General features: G+C 58.4%; 20 protein-coding genes, 1 other RNA gene and 1 riboswitch. Of the genes, 11 read left to right on the forward strand and 10 right to left on the reverse strand.

The features are described from left to right. Both ACR3FC_RS07280 and ACR3FC_RS07285 read right to left on the reverse strand, forming a co-directional pair. On the reverse strand, positions 1–1,905 hold the full coding sequence (locus tag ACR3FC_RS07280; RefSeq protein WP_480474088.1) for an extracellular solute-binding protein: 1,905 nt from the start codon (positions 1,903–1,905) through the stop codon (positions 1–3). A 170-nt stretch (positions 1,906–2,075) separates the two neighbouring features. After that, a complete protein-coding gene (locus ACR3FC_RS07285; RefSeq protein ID WP_209507801.1) occupies positions 2,076–2,588 on the reverse strand; it encodes a c-type cytochrome in 513 nt (170 codons plus the stop codon). 120 nt (positions 2,589–2,708) lie between these two features. On the opposite strand from ACR3FC_RS07285, the gene ACR3FC_RS07290 reads away from it, so the two are divergent. Next, positions 2,709–3,542 (forward strand): prephenate dehydratase, encoded by an 834-nt coding sequence (locus ACR3FC_RS07290; protein WP_267363539.1) that lies wholly within the window; start codon positions 2,709–2,711, stop codon positions 3,540–3,542. A 120-nt stretch (positions 3,543–3,662) separates the two neighbouring features. On the opposite strand, the gene ACR3FC_RS07295 is transcribed toward ACR3FC_RS07290, so the two are convergent. From ACR3FC_RS07295 to nudC, 4 genes are read right to left on the reverse strand one after another with little or no spacing between them, the layout of a single operon-like run. After that, a complete protein-coding gene (locus tag ACR3FC_RS07295) occupies positions 3,663–3,884 on the reverse strand; it encodes an N-acetyltransferase family protein (RefSeq protein WP_480474089.1) in 222 nt (73 codons plus the stop codon). Positions 3,885–3,887: 3 nt separating this feature from the next. Next, on the reverse strand, positions 3,888–4,178 hold the full coding sequence (locus ACR3FC_RS07300) for a hypothetical protein (protein ID WP_480474090.1): 291 nt from the start codon (positions 4,176–4,178) through the stop codon (positions 3,888–3,890). Further along, complete coding sequence (locus ACR3FC_RS07305) at positions 4,168–4,635, reverse strand: SRPBCC family protein (protein WP_480474091.1); 468 nt, start codon at positions 4,633–4,635, stop codon at positions 4,168–4,170. The genes ACR3FC_RS07300 and ACR3FC_RS07305 overlap by 11 nt, the downstream gene beginning before the upstream one ends. Positions 4,636–4,674: 39 nt before the next feature. After that, positions 4,675–5,658, reverse strand: a complete 984-nt coding sequence (nudC, locus tag ACR3FC_RS07310) for an NAD(+) diphosphatase (RefSeq protein WP_480474092.1) — start codon at positions 5,656–5,658, stop codon at positions 4,675–4,677. A gap of 183 nt (positions 5,659–5,841) precedes the next feature. Here nudC and ACR3FC_RS07315 point away from each other — a divergent pair, with 183 nt between their 5' ends. The 3 genes from ACR3FC_RS07315 (at position 5,842) to rsgA (ending at position 9,035) form a co-directional block, all read left to right on the forward strand. Continuing rightward, positions 5,842–7,710, forward strand: a complete 1,869-nt coding sequence (locus ACR3FC_RS07315) for a bifunctional 2',3'-cyclic-nucleotide 2'-phosphodiesterase/3'-nucleotidase (RefSeq protein ID WP_480474093.1) — start codon at positions 5,842–5,844, stop codon at positions 7,708–7,710. 39 nt (positions 7,711–7,749) lie between these two features. Then, positions 7,750–7,848, forward strand: an RNA gene (gene ffs, locus ACR3FC_RS07320) — signal recognition particle sRNA small type. 158 nt (positions 7,849–8,006) lie between these two features. After that, complete coding sequence (gene rsgA / locus ACR3FC_RS07325; protein ID WP_480474094.1) at positions 8,007–9,035, forward strand: ribosome small subunit-dependent GTPase A; 1,029 nt, start codon at positions 8,007–8,009, stop codon at positions 9,033–9,035. Positions 9,036–9,071: 36 nt separating this feature from the next. Here rsgA and ACR3FC_RS07330 read toward each other — a convergent pair whose 3' ends face one another. Next, a complete protein-coding gene (locus ACR3FC_RS07330; protein WP_480474095.1) occupies positions 9,072–9,929 on the reverse strand; it encodes an alpha/beta hydrolase family protein in 858 nt (285 codons plus the stop codon). Positions 9,930–10,062: 133 nt separating this feature from the next. After that, positions 10,063–10,281, forward strand: a riboswitch (cobalamin riboswitch). 91 nt (positions 10,282–10,372) lie between these two features. Here ACR3FC_RS07330 and ACR3FC_RS07335 point away from each other — a divergent pair. Then, a complete protein-coding gene (locus tag ACR3FC_RS07335; RefSeq protein WP_480474096.1) occupies positions 10,373–10,780 on the forward strand; it encodes a hypothetical protein in 408 nt (135 codons plus the stop codon). On the opposite strand, the gene ACR3FC_RS07340 is transcribed toward ACR3FC_RS07335, so the two are convergent. Continuing rightward, a complete protein-coding gene (locus ACR3FC_RS07340) occupies positions 10,772–11,284 on the reverse strand; it encodes a protein-tyrosine phosphatase family protein (protein ID WP_480474097.1) in 513 nt (170 codons plus the stop codon). The genes ACR3FC_RS07335 and ACR3FC_RS07340 overlap by 9 nt on opposite strands. Before the next feature lie 172 nt (positions 11,285–11,456). Here ACR3FC_RS07340 and ACR3FC_RS07345 point away from each other — a divergent pair, with 172 nt between their 5' ends. The 3 genes from ACR3FC_RS07345 (at position 11,457) to recR (ending at position 14,418) form a co-directional block, all read left to right on the forward strand. Next, positions 11,457–13,220, forward strand: coding sequence for a DNA polymerase III subunit gamma/tau (locus ACR3FC_RS07345; RefSeq protein ID WP_480474098.1), 1,764 nt, complete (start codon positions 11,457–11,459; stop codon positions 13,218–13,220). 189 nt (positions 13,221–13,409) lie between these two features. Beyond that, positions 13,410–13,763 carry a YbaB/EbfC family nucleoid-associated protein gene (locus tag ACR3FC_RS07350; protein ID WP_209507712.1) on the forward strand — a complete coding sequence of 118 codons (354 nt, stop codon included), beginning with the start codon at positions 13,410–13,412 and terminating at the stop codon, positions 13,761–13,763. A 61-nt stretch (positions 13,764–13,824) separates the two neighbouring features. Beyond that, positions 13,825–14,418: a recombination mediator RecR gene (gene recR, locus ACR3FC_RS07355; protein ID WP_480474099.1), complete on the forward strand. Its 594-nt coding sequence runs from the start codon at positions 13,825–13,827 to the stop codon at positions 14,416–14,418. Between the two features lie 59 nt (positions 14,419–14,477). Here recR and ACR3FC_RS07360 read toward each other — a convergent pair whose 3' ends face one another. Next, complete coding sequence (locus ACR3FC_RS07360; RefSeq protein WP_480474100.1) at positions 14,478–15,407, reverse strand: class I SAM-dependent methyltransferase; 930 nt, start codon at positions 15,405–15,407, stop codon at positions 14,478–14,480. 80 nt (positions 15,408–15,487) lie between these two features. On the opposite strand from ACR3FC_RS07360, the gene ACR3FC_RS07365 reads away from it, so the two are divergent. Then, complete coding sequence (locus ACR3FC_RS07365; protein WP_480476833.1) at positions 15,488–15,985, forward strand: hypothetical protein; 498 nt, start codon at positions 15,488–15,490, stop codon at positions 15,983–15,985. Here the strand turns inward: ACR3FC_RS07365 and ACR3FC_RS07370 are convergent. Further along, positions 15,982–16,611: a ribonuclease T2 family protein gene (locus ACR3FC_RS07370; RefSeq protein ID WP_480474101.1), complete on the reverse strand. Its 630-nt coding sequence runs from the start codon at positions 16,609–16,611 to the stop codon at positions 15,982–15,984. The genes ACR3FC_RS07365 and ACR3FC_RS07370 overlap by 4 nt on opposite strands. Positions 16,612–16,741: 130 nt before the next feature. Here ACR3FC_RS07370 and ACR3FC_RS07375 point away from each other — a divergent pair, with 130 nt between their 5' ends. Continuing rightward, on the forward strand, positions 16,742–17,503 hold the full coding sequence (locus tag ACR3FC_RS07375; RefSeq protein WP_480474102.1) for a DUF1013 domain-containing protein: 762 nt from the start codon (positions 16,742–16,744) through the stop codon (positions 17,501–17,503). Between the two features lie 51 nt (positions 17,504–17,554). Next, a complete protein-coding gene (locus ACR3FC_RS07380) occupies positions 17,555–17,944 on the forward strand; it encodes a hypothetical protein (protein ID WP_480474103.1) in 390 nt (129 codons plus the stop codon). The last annotated feature ends 43 nt before the right edge of the window (positions 17,945–17,987 follow it).

Genomic DNA, 17,987 nt, shown 5'->3' on the forward strand with positions numbered 1-17,987 from the left:
TTATCGCAGCGCGCCTTTCGCTTTCAACGCAGCCTGTTTTTCCGGATTGATCCACCACAGATCAAGATAACCCAGTGAATAGGGCGGCAGGTTTTCTGGGTATTCGTACATATCGTAATATGCTGTCCAGTATTCTGCGATGTACCCCACGGGGATTACGAAAAACTCGTACCGCAAGGCGCGATCCAAAGCCATCAACGCCGTGTCCTGATCTGCCTGATTGTCCGTTTCAAAGGACGCCTCGATGATCGCGTCGACCAAGGGGCTGGCCAAACCTGCCGGGTTGAACAGACTAAAGGCCGCTTCTTCCGATCCGTACATCTGGCTCAGACCGCCCCCGGTAGACAAGAACGATCCGTAGCGCGTGGAATAGACCATGTCATAATCCCGCTCGCGGCTGCGCAACGTGTATTGCGCCGGATCCACTTTCTCGGTCGAGGCATCCACCCCGATGGATTGCAGGTTCTGGACATAGGTTTCGATCATCGTTGCGGTCGAGGTCGGCAGGTTTGAAGGATATGGAATTTTTACCTTCAAAGGCCGACCTTCGGCATTGCGACGAATATTGCCTTCGCCGACGGACCAGCCTGCCTCATCCAATATCCTGGCAGCTTTGCGCAGGTTCTTTCGGTCATTCAGGCGTGCAGGGTTTGATTCGTGCGCCACAACAGCGGGTTCCGTCAGGACATCTTCGGGAACGACGTCGCCAAGCGCCTGCAAGAACGCCAGCTCTGCCCCTTTGGGCAGGCCATGCGCCTCGATCGGGGTTCCTTGCGTGAAAGAATTCCGCGGCGTGTTCAGGCCGAACAACAATGACTCGTTCGTCCATTCGAAATTGAAGGCCAGGGCCAGGGCCTTGCGGACATTCTTGTCGGCAAATTGCGGTTTTCCAAGATTGAAGACAAAGCCCGAAGGTGTCGGCGGGCTGCCATCCGCGATCTCATCCCGAATAACTGTGCCTTCATCCAGCTTTGGGAAATCATACCCGGTCGCCCAAAGCTTGGGATCACTTTCGATCCGGAATGTGTATTCACCCGCCTTGAAACCCTCGAACGCTGCCGTTTGATCGGCGAAATACTCAACCCGGATTGTATCAAAGTTGTTGCGCCCGACATTGAAAGGCAGGTCCTTGCCCCAATAATCGTCCCGGCGTTTGTAAACGATGCGGCGATTGATGTCATAGCTGTCGAGCTTGTAGGGGCCAGAGCCTACCGCCACTTCCAGCCGCGGTTCATCCAATCGCCGTGTCTCATCCGCCTCGAACCATGCTTTTGAGAAAACAGGAGTTGAGCCGACGGTTTCGATCAGGCTGCGGCGGGTGACTTCGGGATTGAAGGTAAATTTTACGGTATGGTCATCCAACGCCTCGGCTCCTGTCACCATACGGCCAACGGCCTGCGCATAAGACGGCAGGCCCTGTTCGATGAACAAACGGTGGCTGTAGACAACATCTTCCGCCGTGACAGGCGTGCCATCCCAAAAAGTTGCTTCGGGGCGCAAATGGAAAATGACGAAATTGCGCCCTTCGTCATATTCCAGACTTTCCGCAACTACGCCGTAATACTGCCCGACACTGTCTTCGGTACTTTCAAACAGGCGATCATATTGCAATGTGGTCAGCGCACCGGCACGCCCCTTTCGCGAATAGGGGTTGAGGGAATCGAACGTTCCCGACGCTGCCAACGAAAGCTCGCCACCTTTGGGGGCGTCGGGATTCACATAATTCAGATGCGCATAGTCTTCCGGGTAATCCAGATTTCCGAAATACGAATACCCGTGGCTGCGGGTGACCCCCTCATCCAGTGCCTGTGCTGTATGCGGAACAATCAGCGCGGCACAGAGCCCCAAAATGCCAACCCATGGCCTTACCTCAAGATCACGTGCAGCAGGCATCAGGGATATCATATTGCTCATCCTCTCGGTCATTGTCACCGTCAATGTCGTAACCGCTAGCTAAAGTGCCAGCACGTGCAGATTCAAGTTTAGAATGCGTGAGCACTTTGTGAAGGTTTCTTCAGACAAAAAAGCCGCTGCGTTGCGGCAGCGGCTTTGAATGGTTCTGATCGGTCAGGCAATCAGTTGCCGATTGTCTGCAGATAGGCAATCACGTCGGCGCGATCCTGCGGCTTTTTCAGGCCGGCAAAGCTCATCGATGTGCCCGAGATATAGCTGCCGGGCTTGGTCAGGAAGGCATCCAGCGCTTCGGGTGTCCAGTTGCCGCCATGCGCCTGCATACCGGCCGAGTAACCGGTGAAGCCGTTGGCCGAGGCGACGGGGCGATTAACCACACCGTACAGGTAAGGGCCGGTGCCGTTTGCGCCGTCTTCCAGCTTGTGGCACGCGGTGCATTTGCGGAACACTTTTGCGCCGCTCTCGACGTCTGCGGCGGCCAGCAGGTCTTCAAAGACCACTTCTTCACCGTCGGCGCTTTCGCCTGAGCTTTCGGTTTCGATAATGTAGGCGGCCTCAGCCGAGCCATGGCCACCGGAAGAATAGAGGACATCCGCCCCCCACTTGGCCAGAAGCAGCACCAGGAATGTGCCGAACAGGCCTGCGGCGGCCTTGGTTACTGTCATCGTGTCGAACATTGATCGCGAGTCCATTTCAGCTGTCTGGGCAGCTGTCTAAGGCTTCCCCTTGCGAGAGGCAAGGTATAGACACCGCGACGAAACGACCAAATCGCGAACTTGTTGCATGGAATCGACCAAATGACCAATCGCATTGCTTTTCAGGGGGAACCCGGCGCCTACAGTCACGAGGCCTGCCGCAACGCTCGGCCAGATATGGAAGCCCTGCCCTGCCGCACTTTCGAGGATGTGATCGAATCGGTCCGCTCGGGTGCTGCGGATCTGGCAATGCTTCCGGTCGAGAACACGACCTATGGGCGGGTGGCCGATATTCACCGGCTGTTACCCCACAGCGGGCTGCATATCATCGATGAGGCCTTTGTCCGGGTTCATATCAACCTTCTTGCCGTGCCGGGTGCAAAACTGGAAGACATAACCGAGGCGCATTCGCATCTGGTGCTGCTGCCGCAATGTGCGGGTTTCCTTAAGGAACACGGCATCCGCGGCCGCGTCAGCCCCGATAACGCCCGCGCCGCTCGCGAAGTGGCCGAGGAAGGCAATCCGCATTCAGCCGCGCTGGCCAGTGAGCTGGCCGGTGAGATCTATAACCTGAACGTTCTGGCCCGCCATATCGAGGATAATGACGACAATACGACCCGCTTTCTTGTCATGTCGCGCGAAACGGATTTGTCCCGCCGGGGCGATCATGGGATGATCACCAGCTTTGTGTTTCAGGTCCGCAACATCCCTGCTGCGCTTTACAAAGCGATGGGCGGGTTTGCCACCAATGGGATCAACATGACCAAGCTGGAAAGCTATATGGTCGACGGCTCCTTTACCGCGACGCAGTTTTACGCGGATATCGTCGGGCATCCCGAAGACCGCAACGTGCAGCTGGCCATGGACGAGCTTGAGCATTTCACGACAAATGTCGAGGTTCTGGGCGTCTATCCGGCAGCACATCCGCGTGGATAATCACGGTTCACGACGGCATTCCTTTGGGCTTGATGCGTTGTTGCCCGTTTTTTCGAAGCTGTTTGGCAATGCCGGTGGCCTGTTCACTCTTCGCGCCGCTGCGCCTAGAATCGTCGCTCTCTAGCGGTTAATCCGGTAGACCTTTGACACAGACCCATCTTGTGTGCGGTACGTCCGGAAATCCATGGCTTCGTAATAGGCCAGACCTTCAGTATTGCCTGCGCCAATTGTTGCATCGATAGCAGGGAGACCCTGCGCTAGGGCCGCGTCCAGAGTGTGCGCGAAAAGTGCGCGCCCGATCCCAAGCCGGGCGGCTGATGGTCGGATATGGGTTCCAATCACGCCCTACCCCACTGACACGCCGTAGGGGTTGTTTTCGACCGCATATTTCAGGGATTGGAACCCGAGCACGTGACCATTCGGGTCCGTGGCGATTGTACATCGTAATTGATCCGGGTGGCGAATATAGTGCCTTAGGGCAAAATCGACATCGTGGGCTTTGCGCCGCTTGCCAGCCAGGACCAGATCGTGAAGGACGCCAGCGACCCCTTCGGCATCGGTTTCGGATGCCGATTTGAAACTCAGGTGGTCCGATCCCTTCACACCTGCAGTGCGATCTTGTGTCTTACCCGCCATGCAGGTGCCTCTGCTCCAACTCGCGTGCGAATTCGCTGAGACGCACCTGAAACTGCTTGCGAAACCTCGACTGCCCCAGCTTCATGGATTGCAACAGCAACCGTGCCGGCAGGGACTTGGCGGCCAGGGACATCTCGATGCTCAGGCGCGTCCGGCGCGGGGACAGGGCCAGAAAATCCACGGTCGTGAACCCGGTAATGCCCTTGCTGGCAGCGTCAAATCGCATTTGCGAAGGCCTGTCGAAATCAGTCATAACCACTGACATCTGACGCGGCTTTCCGCGCAGTTTGAACTCCGTATTCCACTCGGTTCCGGCAGTCACCGCTGCGCCACCGCCCAAACGGCGCACATCGATGCCGCGGCGCATTGCCATACGCTCGAACCGTTCGAAATCCGACACCATGTCGAATACCGATTGGATGGGGGCTTCGATATCTTCGCGCGCTGAAAACTGCATACTGACCTTTGCTGTCGTAATTACTGAGCCAATGTTTCCTCAGTCCAGAGTATCTGCAAGCCAGTTCTGAAGCAGAAAATGAGCGACTGCCCCCTTGCGCGCTGGCAATAGCCTAGGATGATCGCCTGCAAAGGCCTGCATCATTTCGGATTTGCTGACCCACATCGCCTCTTCTATTTCGACCGGATCGATCACGATGTCGCGTGACAGTGCCTCACCTGCACACCCAAACATCAATGAGGCCGGAAACGGCCAGGGCTGGCTGGACAGGTACGAAACCGCACCCACCGGCACGCCCGCCTCTTCCATCACTTCGCGGCGCACTGCTGCCTCAAGCGTTTCGCCGGGCTCAACAAATCCCGCCAGCAAGGAGAACATCCCGTCAGGCCAGCCCGGAGACCGGCCCATCATCACGCTGTCACCATGCGTGATCAACATGATCACAACCGGATCGGTGCGCGGAAAGTGCTGCCCGCCACAGGACGGGCAACTGCGCTGCCATCCCCCTTGCGACACCTCGCTGGCGGCACCGCATCGTGCGCAATAGCGATGTGTTTCATGCCAGCCGATTATTGCCTTAGACGTGGCCGCCAGTTCCGCGTCGCGTGCCGACAGCCGTGTCATGATCCGGCGCAGTTCGGCAAACACGTGGCCTTGCGGTAAATCCGGGTGTTGTTGTTCGGACTTGTCCACGAAGGCGCCCAGACTGGTCAGATCCAGCCCCTCGGCTGCCCATGCGGAAATATCAACGGCAAACACGGGGGCGCTGTCAGCGCTCAGACCCAAAAACACCGGGGATTCAATGACGCCACCGGGACCACTGCTGATCAGCGGATGCGTCATCGGGATCATGGCAAGCTGGTCCAGCCCCTCACCCTGTACCAGCAGCTTTCCACGCCACAGCAAGACACAGCGGGCGGCCGGGTTGTGCATCGCCTCGGCCAGCTTGTTCGCATCTCCGCGATACTGCGCCGCCCGATCAAGGCCCGACCCCCCGAAGGTTACGTGCTCTGCGTTTTTCATTGGATTTCCTTTTGATCTTGCGCACAGGGCTGCCACGTCTCGGCCTGTGTTGCAATGGCTATTCAGGGACGGAAAATCCACCACCCTGCCGCTGAAAAGCCGCATGGTGGCCTCGGAAAAATCATCTAGAGTGAATTTTGATGGATTTAATCAATACCCACATTCAATAGCAGAATACTCAAAGTGAAGATCCCCTTCTCGACGCAGGTACAGCCCATTGGTGACAGTGGGAAAATTCGCATTCTGGCCACAACTGACCTGCATATGAACCTGACCGGTTTTGACTATTACACCGACACGCCAGACCAGACGATTGGATTGACGCGCACCGCCAGCCTGATCCACGCAGCCCGACAAGAGGCCAAGGACGCGCTGGTGCTGATGTTTGACAACGGGGATTCGTTGCAGGGAACCCCAATGGGCGATTGGGCCGCCAAAAGTGGCACTGCCCATCCGATGATGACGGCGTTCGAAGCCCTGGATTATGACGCGATCGGGCTGGGCAACCATGATCTCGGGTTCGGACTGGCAGCATTGGGCAACATCCTGACGCAAGCCCCCTGCCCAGTTATTTGCAGCAACCTGTATCGCACGCATGGACCTCAGCCCTGGCAGCGGCACATCGTTTTGGACCGCACCGTGTCTTTGAACGGTGAAGACATTCCCGTTCGCATCGGCATCTTCTCGGTTCTTCCGCCGCAAACGGCCTGTTGGGAGGCGCATAATCTGGATGACGATATCGTCGTCGAGGATATCCTGCTTGCGGCTAAATCCCGGACGCAGACATTGCGCGACGAGGGGTGTGATATCATCGTGGTGCTTGCTCATTCCGGCCTTGGGGGCAGCGAGCCGGTAGCCGGGATGGAAAACGCCGTGATCCCTCTGGCCGCGATCAAAGGCATCGATGCCATTGTGGCCGGGCACACCCACCTGACACTTCCAGGAGAGAGCCACGCCAATACCCCGATGGTCGATCACCTGACGGGGCTGGTACATGGAACGCCCATTGTCATGCCGGGATCAGCGGGCCCTTACCTGGGGGTTATCGATTTGGCCGTGACCGCCGGGCTGGACGGCAAAGTGCGAATCCGGGATAGCCGCGTCGAACTGCGCCCGGTTATCAGCAACGGCACAGCCGTCGGGGAAGACCGTGAAATTGCGGGCTTGTGTGAGGTGGCGCATCGTATGACCCGTCAATCCGTTGCGGCACCGGTGGCACATATCCCGGATACATTGCACAGCTATTTCAGTTGCTGTGCGCCGGATCGCGGGCTGAACCTTGTAGCTGCGGCGCAAGCCGCCGCACTGCGCCCGCTTTTGCAGGGAACAGACCTGGCGGATCTGCCGATTCTGTCGGTTGTTTCGCCTGCCAAATCCGGCGGGCGCTCAGGCCCCCGCCATTATACCGAGGTACCCGCCGGAGAAATATGTTTGCGCCATGTCGCGGATCTGCATGTGTTTCCCAACGAGCTGCGCGCAATCCGGATCAGCGGCGCGCATCTGCTGGACTGGTTGGAGATGTCGGCCAGCGTATTCAACCAGTTAAAGCCCGGTTCCGAGCCCGAACTGATCAACCCTGAACGGGCCGGGTACAATTTCGACATCGTGTTTGGACTGTCTTATCAGATCGACCCCACTCAGCCGCCTCGATACGATGCGCAGGGGAAAATGATCCATCCAGACCACAGGCGGATCAGCGATCTGACATATGCAGGCCGCCCCGTACGACCGGAGCAGATGTTCGTTATGGCGCTGAACAATTACCGCGCCAGCGGAGGCGGGCATTTCCCGCATGCGACAACGTCTGAGTTCATCAGCCTGCCACCGCTGAGCATCAAGGACCTTGTGCGGGATTACCTGGCGCAGCACCTTCCGCCCGATCCGATCGTCACGCAGCCCTACCCGTTCTCGCTGATGCCGCAGCGGGGCGTGACAACAATTCTTCGAACAGGTCCGGGCGCCCCGAAATATTTGGATGAGTTGCGCAGGTTCGATCCCGTGTTGCTGGGCTCGGATGGCAGGGGATTTGAACGCATCCGCCTGACGCTCTGACGGGTTGTCTTTTCCCGTTGCCTTCCCTATATCCGGACTCGAGAGGTTGGCGCGGGCGAGCGCCTCGCCAACCTGGTCAGGTCCGGAAGGAAGCAGCCACAACGAGCCCCGCTTGGGTCGATGTCCAACCTCTCACTTCGTGAACCACAGCCACAGGAGGGCTTTATGATTGTAGTGAAAACCCTTCGGGCAGACTGGTTCTGATTCACCGGAATCACCGGACTGCCTGAACACACGACCTGCGGATGCGCGCGTGCCATCCGTTGGCATTGCTGTTTCTGAAAACAGGCAGATAAATGTCTTATACGCTTTCGGACCTGGGATGGTCCTCTTACTTTGCCGCGCAGCATGCGGTTTTTCCTTCTGACACGCCCTTTCGTATCGCATCGGTACATCGGGACCGTCTGATCGGGCTGAGCCCGGATGGTGATATCCCTTTGCTGACACCGGATAATCCGACCGGTTCATATGCCGTTGGGGATTGGGTCCTTGCCGACGCCGAAAACCGCGTGCGTCACATTCTGGACCGGCGCAGCCTGCTGCAACGCAGGGCTGCCGGTACAGGTGCCGCAACACAACTGATAGCAGCCAATGTCGATGTGTTGTTCATCGTCAGCTCGTGCAACGCCGATTTCAACCTGCCCCGGCTGGAACGTTATCTGGCGCTGGCACATCAGGCCGGATGTTATCCTGTCGTTGTCCTGACGAAAGCTGACCAGTCGGATGACCCCGGCAGTTTCTCGGGACAAGTGCAATCTCTGGACCCTTTTTTGTCGGTACTGGCGATCAATGCGCTGGACCCGGCAGATATCGAAAAGGTTCTGGCATGGTGCCCCAAAGGCCAGACCGGCGCGCTGGTCGGGTCGTCGGGCGTGGGTAAAACGACGCTCAGCAACGCCATGACGGATCAAAACCTCGCCACCTCTGGAATTCGCGAAGACGACGCACGGGGCAGGCACACGACAACGGTGCGCGCGTTGCACCGGATGGGTAACGGTGGCTGGCTGATCGACACGCCGGGAATGCGCGCATTGCGTTTGCTGGACGCTCAGAACGGAATCGACAACGTGTTCTCGGACATCACAGAGCTTGGCCAAAGCTGCCGCTTTTCGGATTGTCAGCACGAGACCGAGCCCGGCTGTGCCGTGCAGAACGCAATCGGCAAAGGCGTTCTTGATCCGGCGCGGCTGGACCGTTGGCGCAAGCTGCGGCGCGAAGATCAACGAAACTCGGAAACCGTTGCGCAATCGCGGGCGCGGGACAAGGCGTTCGGCAAGATGGTCCGCGGTGTCATGCAGGACAAGAAGCTTCGCAAACGGCCATAGCTGCAAGGTGTTATGGAAAACCTGCGTCGCGTCTGATCAGGCGATCAGGCGCGGCCAGACCGCTGCATTGCGCCGGGCAAATGCGCCTATGTGACCAATCTCCGGCAGCCCAAATTCGGCAGGCTTCAGAAGGTAGCGTCTGGCCCCGGGGCCATACAGATCGGCAAGGCGCCAAACCGCCTCGGGCGGAACCATCTGGTCGTCTTCGAACGTGAACAGATCCACAGGTGTTCCAGAACTGCCCCAATGCGCATCAGGCAAATTCTGCCCGATCTCGGGAACGTAGCTAAGAGGAGCTGTGCACCATTTGCGCCATTGCCAGTATACCGAGGCTGGCAGGTCCGAGCCAAACCCGATTGCTTTGCCAGGCAGATAGCCAAGCACCCGCACCATCAGCGGTGCATGGCCATACCAGAACAGCCCCGCCAACCCCCGATAGGGCCATGGGTGATCTTTCAAAGTCACCAGCCCCGAACACACACAGATCATACGGTCGATCTGATTGATATCCGGCTGCACCGGCCCCAGCATCGCACCGACCGAATGACCAATGGTCCAGTGCTGCGCCTTTGGAAACCGCCTGCGCATCTCGGCCCGTGCCGCAGGCATATCGATCAACGCCCAATCCGCCATTGTTGCACGCGCGTCTTTCAGGCGGCCGACCAACGAAAGCCCGTAGTCCCGATAGTCATAGGTCAGGCAAGCCATCCCCCGCTTGGTAGTCAGCCATCGCGCAAAATGGCGATAATAGTCACGCGGCACACCTGTAGCACTGTTCAGCACAACAACGGTTTCCGGCTCACCCACAGGCCGGTACAACCGCGCCGACAAGGTCACGGACCCTGACGGAAAGCTGAAATCTTCGATCAACACCGTCTGTTCCGTATCCAACATGATCCCCGGCTTTCACTGAAACAATCGGTTTGCCTGCCTTCAATGCCGACGACACTAGGCCGGAACATAATCCGCATCCAGCATGACCAAACGTCCGGCCTAAAGATCGGCTTGACTCGGAACGCGATCAGACGCTAGCGGTTGTGTGATGGTTTCCGGCCCCTACAAGAGGTCGGGATGAAAAGGGAACACGGTGCGGTTTGTCTGGTCACACAGACATCAACCAAGTCCGCGACTGCCCCCGCAACTGTAAGCGGTAAGCAATGCCGAAATACCACTGGCCTATGGGCTGGGAAGGTCGGCAGAGCAATGACCCGCAAGTCAGGAGACCTGCCATCGGAACTGAAACCGAAACTCGGGCGGGGTGTCCGGGCAGGTCCTGACGGCGAAATGCTGTCCCACCTGCCCCAATATTCCAGCCCACCACGCGCGGAGGGCGCAGGATGATCTGGAAGACAAAATCACACGAATACAGCGCAACGGTGTGCCAGCGGACAGGGAAAACCTGCCCGGCTTTGGCGCGACTGGCCCGCTCGATTTCGGAAGCCATGGCGCAGGCGGTTTCGGCCACCAGCGAGGATTTCGAATTTGAAGGCAGCAGCGCGCTGTCACATTGCGCAGAAGGGTGCATGGCAACGATCAGAGCGCGATCCGGCAGCGTTCGCATTTTCTGTGGAACACACCCTGACACGGCAACTCGGGATCTGGATGCCTATGCTGATTTGATCTTTGGACCTACATTCAGCACGCTGCCCTCGGGCACCATCGCGAACCTGCCTTGCGCCATGATCGAGGTTTCGACGATCCGCCCCCAAAAAACCGGCTACGCGCCACAGCAGCTTTCAGCTTGATCCCACTTCCACCTGTGCCGGGGTGATCCGGGACGCCCAGGCCAGCTGCGCATCGGTTTCGACAGCGCAGGGGCGCACGGCCCGCAAGCGGTCCAGTGCGTCGCTGGCGCGTTCACCGCATTCAACCATCAGTCGCAGAACAATCATCCCGGATCTGCCACACCCCCCACGGCAGTGTACAAGGACCCGGCCACCGCCCGACAGTGCGTGTCGGGCCGTGGCGCTGACCTCTGGCCAGGCCTTCCGAACCGCTTGCGTCGGTGCTCCAAAATCTTCGATCGGCAGGTGAACCCACCGGCTGGCCCGGCTTTGGATGTCACTGCCAAAGTGCTGCGCGCCATCCTGAAGCATTTCGACATCCGTCGTCATTGAAATCACAAGGCCTGGTTTCCACGCCGCAATCGTATCCAGATCGGTGGCGTAATCCCCGCCACGCCCTGGCATTGAAGTAAGGGCAAGCGTTCCGCCTCCGACCTGCAGAGCAAAAATGACCAGCTGCGACATGAAGTGCGTCCTCCCCCAAGGTACTCTTTACAAAATGAGTCATTAAATCCGCTGGTCCAGTTTAGTTGGAAACCAGTCCGTTTCTGAAACAAAAAATCATCTCGCCCCACAGTGGACGCGGACTGCCGCCGCCACTACGCTGTGCCGAAGCACCGAATCCGAGCGAGTAGACATGACAGACACGCCCAGCCCCGCCTATCAGGTTCTCGCCCGCAAATACCGCCCGGAAACCTTTGCCGACCTGGTGGGTCAAGATGCTATGGTGCGCACCCTAAAAAACGCTTTTGAGGCCGACCGGATTGCGCAGGCCTTTATCATGACCGGCATTCGCGGAACGGGAAAAACCACCACGGCGCGGATCATCGCCAAGGGCATGAACTGCATTGGACCGGATGGAACCGGAGGGCCGACAACAGAGCCTTGCGGTCAGTGCGAGCATTGCGTCGCAATCATGGAAGGTCGCCATGTCGATGTGATGGAAATGGATGCGGCCAGCCGTACCGGCGTCAACGATATCCGCGAGATCATCGACAGTGTCCGCTATCGCGCCGCCAGCGCGCGCTACAAGATCTACATCATCGACGAGGTTCACATGCTCTCGACCAGCGCATTCAACGCGCTGCTCAAGACGCTCGAGGAACCGCCCGCACATGTGAAATTCATCTTCGCGACCACCGAGATTCGCAAAGTGCCGGTCACGGTTCTGTCGCGGTGTCAGCGCTTTGACCTGCGCCGGATTGAGCCCGAAGACATGATCGGTCTGCTGCGCAAGATCGCCGGGGCCGAGGGCGCGCAGATTGCCGACGACGCACTGGCGCTGATCACCCGCGCTGCAGAAGGGTCGGCCCGCGACGCGACCTCATTGCTCGATCAGGCAATCTCGCACGGGGCCGGTGAGACGACGGCAGATCAGGTCCGTGCGATGCTGGGTCTAGCGGATCGAGGTCGTGTTCTGGACCTGATGGACATGATCCTGCGCGGTGACGCGGCAGGAGCGCTTACTGAACTGAGCGGGCAATATGCGGAAGGCGCAGACCCTCTGGCTGTGCTGCGCGATCTGGCCGAAATCACGCATTGGGTGTCCGTCGTAAAGATCACACCCGACGCGGCCGAAGACCCGACGGTTTCCCCCGACGAACGCACACGGGGCCAGCACATGGCCGAGGCTTTGCCGATGCGGGTTCTGACCAGGATGTGGCAGATGCTGCTGAAGGCGCTGGAGGAAGTCTCTGCGGCGCCCAACGCGATGATGGCCGCCGAAATGGCTGTTATCCGACTGACGCATGTCGCCGATTTGCCCAGCCCCGAAGAGCTGATCAAACGGCTGCAAGACGCCCCACCTTCGCCCCCCGGCGGGCCGGGCGGGGGCATGTCACTGTCCCGGCAGGCCCCGGTGGCAACGCAATCCAACGCGACCCCACCGCCTGCCTATGCATCGCTCCCGCGCGGCGCGGGTGGTGCACCGGTTGCCGCGCTGGCGCAGGATGCCCAGACGGCCCTGGCCCGCTATCCAACCTTCGGACATGTGGTGGAACTGATCCGCACAAACCGCGATGTGAAACTGCTTGTCGAGGTAGAAAGCGGCGTGCGCCTTGTGTCGTACCAGCCCGGCCGGATCGAATTCACCCCGACGCCTCAGGCACCGTCGGATCTGGCGTCGCGATTGGGCTCTGCCCTGCAACGCTGGACTGGCAATCGGTGGGCCGTCTCCATTGTCTCGGACGGGGATGCCGCGACCATCGGGGAAGTGCGGGACCGGGCCGAACTGGCCCTGAAAGCCGAGGCCGAAGAGCACCCGCTGGTTCAGGCCGTGCTGACGCATTTCCCCAAGGCGAGGATCATAAGGATCGAAACACCTGAACAGCGCGCCGCCAAGGTTGAGACCGAGGCCCTTCCCGAAGTCGAAGATGAATGGGACCCCTTCGAAGAGGATTAGCCCTAAGCTTGTGGGTCCAAGTTTCAAGAAACCGGCATACTCACGCCCCTCCACGATACAACTGAGGGTGGGAATGCAGGCGCATGACTGATCGGTCGGCGACGCTCTGATCTGGACAGGCGGGAGACCTCTTGTGCCGCCTGCCTGCGGTCCGTATTTAGAACCAAACAGAAACACAGGAGACGACTGATGCTGAAAGGACTCGGCGGGCTTGGCGGACTGGGCGACATGGCCAAGATGATGAAATCCGCACAAGACTTGCAAACCAAGATGACCGAAATGCAGGAAGAGCTGAACAACATGATGGTTGTCGGCGAATCCGGTGCGGGGCTGGTCAAGGCAACGGCCACAGCCAAGGGTGAACTCAAGGGGCTGGACATCGATCCGTCGATCTTCAACGGCGACGACAAGGAAGTGGTCGAAGACCTGATCCTGGCCGCCATCAAGGACGCTCAGGCCAAAGCTGCCGAACGTTCACAGGAAGAGATGGGCAAGCTGACCGAAAGCATGGGCCTGCCGAAGGACATCAAGCTACCGTTCTGAGCTTCATCTTTTCCCAAATACTCCCGCCGGAGGCTCCCTCCGGCGCAAAGCAGGGCAGGCCATGGGCACGAACAGCGAAATCGACAATCTGATCGACCTGATGGCCAAACTGCCGGGGTTGGGCCCGCGCTCGGCCCGCCGTGCGGTGCTGCATCTGATCCGCAAACGCGCTCTGCTTCTGACGCCCCTGTCAGACGCCATGCAGCAAGTGGCCATCACCGCTCGCGAATGCCTGAATTGCGGCAACGTGGGCACCACCGATATCTGCGATATCTGCAATAGCGAGGCCCGAGCGAACGGCGAACTCTGCGTGGTTGAGGACGTCGCCGACCTCTGGGCGATGGAGCGGTCAGGGGTCTTCAAAGGCCGCTATCACGTGCTGGGTGGCACACTGTCTGCACTGGACGGCATCGGCCCGGACGAGCTGCGTATTCCCCGCCTCAGGGATCGGGTTCTGGCCGAAGGGATCACCGAAGTGATACTTGCCCTGAACGCCACTGTCGACGGCCAGACCACCGCCCATTACATCGCGGACCAGCTGGAAGGTCAGGTGCGCCTGACCTCACTGGCGCAAGGCGTGCCCATCGGCGGAGAGTTGGATTATCTGGATGATGGGACGATTACGGCGGCGCTCAGGGCGCGCAAGGAAATGTAGCCTAACGAAGGATGATATACCAGCTGCACGAGTCTGTCACCTGGCTGTCATTTGTAAGCTTATTCAGGGTTAACTGCTTCAAAAAAGTTTAACTTTGCGGGAATACCAACGCCCTCCGGATTCTCGAATACCCTGAATTTTTCCATAACGGCTTCTTGTATTGCCGCGACATCCGCATCCGTTCCACAATACTTTTTTAGAATTCGCGCTGCTGGTCCTATGTTGGAAGCCAAATCAGAAACTTTCTTGAGCGGTCCTTGATGTTTTAGTGTGATCGCCGAAACCTCTCCTTTCACATTTCTGAACCCTGCTTTTTTCAACACATCGACAACGTAGTCGATATCCTGAAAACCCAGAGGTCCCGGTGCGTTGGGATCAGCAGGATCAGGTGGCCCCAAACGTGAAACTGCCGCTTTGCATGGAGCATCGAACCAAGGGTTTATTGCCATTGGAGCCCAAGCCGCTGCAATCAAACGCCCCTGTGCCCGCATGTGTTTTCGTATATTGGCAAACGCAGCGTTCGGATCGGAAAAGAACATGACGCCAAAGCGCGAAATCACAAGATCGAATGGCGCGCTTGGGATCGCACCTTGTTGCGCGTCCATCAAAAAATACCTTGATTTTACGGGAAGCTTACCAGCTTTCTCTTGAGCGTGCTCTAACAGCGGTTTGGAAATATCCAACGCCGTCAGTGTTCCATTTGGGGTCAGCTTTTTCGCAAAAGCACGGCTCGTGGCGCCGGTTCCGCAACCAACATCAAGTACATCCGCATCATGGATATCACCCGCTCGCCGGATGAGTTCTTGGTCCACCGCTTCAAAAACAGCGTCCAGTTCTTCTTCGAACCTGATCCACTGAAGTCCCGGAGCTGAACTCCAGTAATCCGCCTGCGCTTTGTTGGCAGTCATAGCGTTTCTCACATTCTTGAACGCAATCACTGTAGCATAGTTGCCGCGCAAAACTGTCGTACTTTGAAACTGCTGAAGCATCTGGACCAGGTTTCAGAGAATACTGTTTGCCTGAAACAGAGTTACAGTTAGATACAGCCAACCACGTTTTTTAGATGGGAGTGATTAACTTGACCCGCCTTCTCGCCTTTACCTTCGCCGCCTTCACCGCAACCGCTGCCCTGTCGCAGGAGCTGGTCGACAAGGGCTTTGTCGAAGGCTGGAACATCATGATGGACCCCGCGCTTGGGAACGGGTGTCTGATCCAGACGGTCTATCAGGACCTCTCGGTCGTGCGGCTGGGCTATGACGCATTGGATAATCGCGGGTACTTCGCCGTTTACAACAAGGCCTGGGGCAATATTGAACAGGGTAAAAGCTATCCCATCCGGTTCGAACTGGACGGCAAGAGCTTTGATGCCACCGCTATCGGGTTCAATGAACGCAAAGTGCCCGGTGCGACGGTTTTTTTCACCGACCGGAATTTCGTCACCGCGATTGCCCAGAACAAGACGATGACGGTTTACAATCCCGCAGGCGAGGTGGTGATGGCGATTAATCTGAAAGGCACCGCCAAGGCGCTGGACTATGCGCGGGACTGCCAGAACAAAAAACTTTAACGAATCGGATCGAACAGCGCGTCCTTGGCGGTGCAGTCGCGGATCACATCGCGGCTGCATGGCACCGGATCAAGATCGCGCGACAGGCACAGGCGGACCTCTTCGATATAGCCCTGTTTGCAGGTGACCGTGATCATATCGCGCTCAAGCCCCGGATTGGCCGTCAAAAACGCATCCTCAACCACCGAAGCCGGCAGTTTGACGGATGCGTCCAGCTTGCGGAAGACCTGCGGGCGTTCTACCGCATCATAGGCACGCCGGGACAGGGCGAAATAGTCGGGCGCAGAAAGCCCCGAACAGGTGCCGTGTTTCTTCCACTGATGCCATGCAAGGCCAGCACTACCCTGAATATCTTCCATTTCCCGCGTCATGCGGCGCGATGGCGGCGCCTCGGGTGAGCGGCAGAAGGATGGCCAGCCCTGATCAAATTGCGGCCAGAGCCCGTGCAGGATCCATCCGTGGTCGTGTCGGTCGTCGCATTGGTCTGACCCGCGCGCGTCCCCTTCCCGGGCGCACCAGTTGGGCGACCAGCTAAGCGACAAGACGTAATAGTCGAACTCACCCGCTTTTTCACCATCGGCCAGCGCTACCATCGCGCTGAAAACCCACAATACGACCCAGCGCATTCGCCTCTTCCCTTCTTGCTGCGTGGCGACTATATACGGGCCAAGTTCCCCGACAACGGAAACCTGCCCCAAAACCAAGGGGCCGCCGAATTCCGGCGACGGGAAAGATGTATGTATAGGAGACGGGCTGATGGCAAAACCGCTTATGGCCAAGGCAACCGCCGTATGGCTGGTGGACAACACCACGATCAGCTTCAAGCAGATCGCGGATTTCGTAGGGATGCACGAACTGGAAGTGCAGGGCATCGCCGATGGTGATGTGGCCGCAGGCGTAAAGGGCTTTGACCCAATCGCAAACAACCAGCTGACCCAGGATGAGATCGACGCCGCGCAGAACAACCACCTGCACAAGCTGAAGCTCAAGTTCAACCCGGCGGCATCCGGCGAAGAAAAGCGCCGTGGCCCGCGTTATACCCCGCTGTCCAAGCGTCAGGACCGTCCGAACTCGATCCTGTGGCTGGTCAAGTTCCACCCCGAACTCAGCGACGGCCAGATCGCCAAGCTGGTCGGCACCACCAAGCCGACCATCCAGTCGATCCGCGAGCGCACCCACTGGAACATCTCGAACATGCAGCCGATCGACCCGGTTGCGCTGGGCCTGTGCAAACAGTCCGAACTGGATGCCATCGTCCAAAAGGCCGCAGCCAAGAAAGCGGCCGAAGGCGGCGTGATGAGCGATGACGAGCGTCGCAAACTGGTTTCGACCGAGCAGTCGCTGGAAATGGACGCTGCGCCGAAAATCCCGACCGCGATCGAAGGTCTGGAAACCTTCTCGCTGTCCGATGATCGCTCGGATGACAAAGACGACGAGCCTATCATCGACGCCGACAGTTTCTTCAACCTGCCCAAAGGCGGGGCGGATGATGAAGACGAGGATGATCCTCGTTTGTAACAGACAATCAGCCCCGGTCGGAACGGCTGGGGCTTTTTTGACGGACTTGTCATGCTGAGCATTCTTTCCGCGATTTTCGGTCCGCACCGCGCCGTAACGATCTATGCCTTTCTCAGGACATGGGGGCTGGGTCTGGCGGGTGGTGTTGTCATGATCGCCATCGTCACCACCTTGTTTCTGCTGGGGGACGAAGGCGAACATGAGCACGAGGCTTTTTTGATCGTACCGGTTCTGTCCGCAACCCCGGTGAACGGGGACCTGAAGAACGGCGTCGTAGCCTCGGTTCGCCTGCCCGATGGATCGGCCACGTCGATCACGTCGACCGAATCGCAGATTTCAAAAACCGTAGGAACGACGGCCTGCGTGGAAAAACGCATCTACGTGAAAAGCGGTGAAGCCCGGTATCGGTTCAAACTGCCCCGTCTCTGCGAGTCCGGTTGATCAAGATTTCAGACCAAACAAAGCCGCCGATGCTGACGCCGGG

The organism is Ruegeria sp. AF3 (assembly GCF_056536285.1).

Bases quoted from the DNA above. Each gene is read 5' to 3' on its own strand.
- ACR3FC_RS07280 (WP_480474088.1), bottom strand. From the start codon at position 1,905: ATGATATCCCTGATGCCTGCTGCACGTGATCTTGAGGTAAGGCCATGG.
- ACR3FC_RS07285 (WP_209507801.1), bottom strand. From the start codon at position 2,588: ATGTTCGACACGATGACAGTAACCAAGGCCGCCGCAGGCCTGTTCGGC.
- ACR3FC_RS07290 (WP_267363539.1), top strand. From the start codon at position 2,709: ATGACCAATCGCATTGCTTTTCAGGGGGAACCCGGCGCCTACAGTCAC.
- ACR3FC_RS07300 (WP_480474090.1), bottom strand. From the start codon at position 4,178: ATGGCGGGTAAGACACAAGATCGCACTGCAGGTGTGAAGGGATCGGAC.
- ACR3FC_RS07305 (WP_480474091.1), bottom strand. From the start codon at position 4,635: ATGCAGTTTTCAGCGCGCGAAGATATCGAAGCCCCCATCCAATCGGTA.
- nudC (WP_480474092.1), bottom strand. From the start codon at position 5,658: ATGAAAAACGCAGAGCACGTAACCTTCGGGGGGTCGGGCCTTGATCGG.
- rsgA (WP_480474094.1), top strand. From the start codon at position 8,007: ATGTCTTATACGCTTTCGGACCTGGGATGGTCCTCTTACTTTGCCGCG.
- ACR3FC_RS07330 (WP_480474095.1), bottom strand. From the start codon at position 9,929: ATGTTGGATACGGAACAGACGGTGTTGATCGAAGATTTCAGCTTTCCG.
- ACR3FC_RS07335 (WP_480474096.1), top strand. From the start codon at position 10,373: ATGATCTGGAAGACAAAATCACACGAATACAGCGCAACGGTGTGCCAG.
- ACR3FC_RS07340 (WP_480474097.1), bottom strand. From the start codon at position 11,284: ATGTCGCAGCTGGTCATTTTTGCTCTGCAGGTCGGAGGCGGAACGCTT.
- ACR3FC_RS07345 (WP_480474098.1), top strand. From the start codon at position 11,457: ATGACAGACACGCCCAGCCCCGCCTATCAGGTTCTCGCCCGCAAATAC.
- ACR3FC_RS07350 (WP_209507712.1), top strand. From the start codon at position 13,410: ATGCTGAAAGGACTCGGCGGGCTTGGCGGACTGGGCGACATGGCCAAG.
- recR (WP_480474099.1), top strand. From the start codon at position 13,825: ATGGGCACGAACAGCGAAATCGACAATCTGATCGACCTGATGGCCAAA.
- ACR3FC_RS07360 (WP_480474100.1), bottom strand. From the start codon at position 15,407: ATGCTTCAGCAGTTTCAAAGTACGACAGTTTTGCGCGGCAACTATGCT.
- ACR3FC_RS07370 (WP_480474101.1), bottom strand. From the start codon at position 16,611: ATGCGCTGGGTCGTATTGTGGGTTTTCAGCGCGATGGTAGCGCTGGCC.
- ACR3FC_RS07375 (WP_480474102.1), top strand. From the start codon at position 16,742: ATGGCAAAACCGCTTATGGCCAAGGCAACCGCCGTATGGCTGGTGGAC.
- ACR3FC_RS07380 (WP_480474103.1), top strand. From the start codon at position 17,555: ATGCTGAGCATTCTTTCCGCGATTTTCGGTCCGCACCGCGCCGTAACG.